Here is a 1,296-nt window from a genome sequence, read left to right as displayed (position 1 = left end):
GCCCAATGGAGTAAGAATGAGCGAAACCGTATTCACAAAAGTCGATTATGACCTTGGCTCGTTAGTCAAATATATTGGTCTTGGTGAGATAGGATTGCCGGATATCCAGCGGCCATTTGTTTGGAAGAATGCAAAGGTTAGGGATCTATTTGATTCCATGTATAGAGGCTATCCCGTAGGTTATCTGCTTTTCTGGCAAAACGCCTTAGCCGACTCTGCTCGAACTATAGGTATCGATAGCAAACAAAAACCACCACGGCTTGTTATCGTGGACGGTCAGCAACGCCTTACCTCTCTTTATGCAGTTGTTAAGAACATTCCCGTGTTGCGTGAGAATTTCGAAAGCGAACAAATACATATTGCATTTAATCCACTGGAAGAAAGATTTGAGGTGGCGGATGCCGCTATTCGTCGGGACAAATCTTTTATCCCGTCTATTTCCTTGCTCTGGAATGATAAAACTGATCTTTTTGAGGTGGTTGAAAACTATCTTGATGGTCTAAGTTCATCCCGTGAAGTCACCACTGAAGAGAGCAAGGCTATCAAGAAATCTATAAGTAAACTTCAGGGGTTATTGAGTTTTCCATTCACTGCCCTCGAATTGGCATCGGATATTGATGAGGAGGCCGTGTCAGATGTTTTTGTGCGAATCAATAGCAAGGGAACTCCGCTAAATCAAGCCGACTTTATTCTAACCTTAATGTCGGTTTTTTGGGACGAGGGGCGCGCCGCACTAGAGGAATTCTGTCGCGAATCCCGCAAGCCATCAAAAAGCGAGGCCTCACCGTTTAATCACTTTATTGAACCGTCTCCAGATCAGTTGCTGAGAGTTGGCGTCGGCCTGGCATTTAAGCGTGCCAGGTTGAAATACGTCTACTCGATTTTACGTGGCAAAGATTTGGAAACTGAAAAGTTTAGTGATGAGCGCCGAGAGCAGCAATTTAAATTGCTCAAGGATGCACAGCAACGGGCACTAAACCTGCAATATTGGCATGACTTCATGAATTGTATTCGCCAAGCCGGATTTCGCAGCGGCAAAATGATCAGCTCGCAAAACAACCTGTTGTTTTCTTACATTCTTTACCTGATTGGTCGCACCGAGTACAATGTGCCCGAGTTCGATCTCCGGCGTGTGATTGCTCGCTGGTTTTTTATGTCTGCTGTCACCGGTCGTTTCACTGGTTCGCCAGAATCAGCAATGGAATTTGATTTGGCCCGGTTACGGGACGTGGAAACCTCTGATGAATTTGTGAAAACCCTTAGCCATATTTGTGACATCACCCTTACTAATGATTT

General features: G+C 44.9%; 1 protein-coding gene. It reads left to right on the top strand.

What is annotated here, in order from left to right; all coding sequences use genetic code 11:
• Positions 1 to 16: 16 nt before the first annotated feature.
• Positions 17 to 1,296 (top strand): GmrSD restriction endonuclease domain-containing protein (locus MRX98_RS21735; protein ID WP_246915252.1); only part of this gene is annotated, 1,280 nt, incomplete at its 3' end.

Origin of the sequence: Desulfatitalea alkaliphila, assembly GCF_022968795.1 — a bacterium.
In the GTDB taxonomy this organism is placed as follows: domain Bacteria; phylum Desulfobacterota; class Desulfobacteria; order Desulfobacterales; family Desulfosarcinaceae; genus Desulfatitalea; species Desulfatitalea alkaliphila.
Note: the sequence above shows the minus strand (reverse complement) of the source record. Positions and strands in the feature narration are given on the sequence as shown.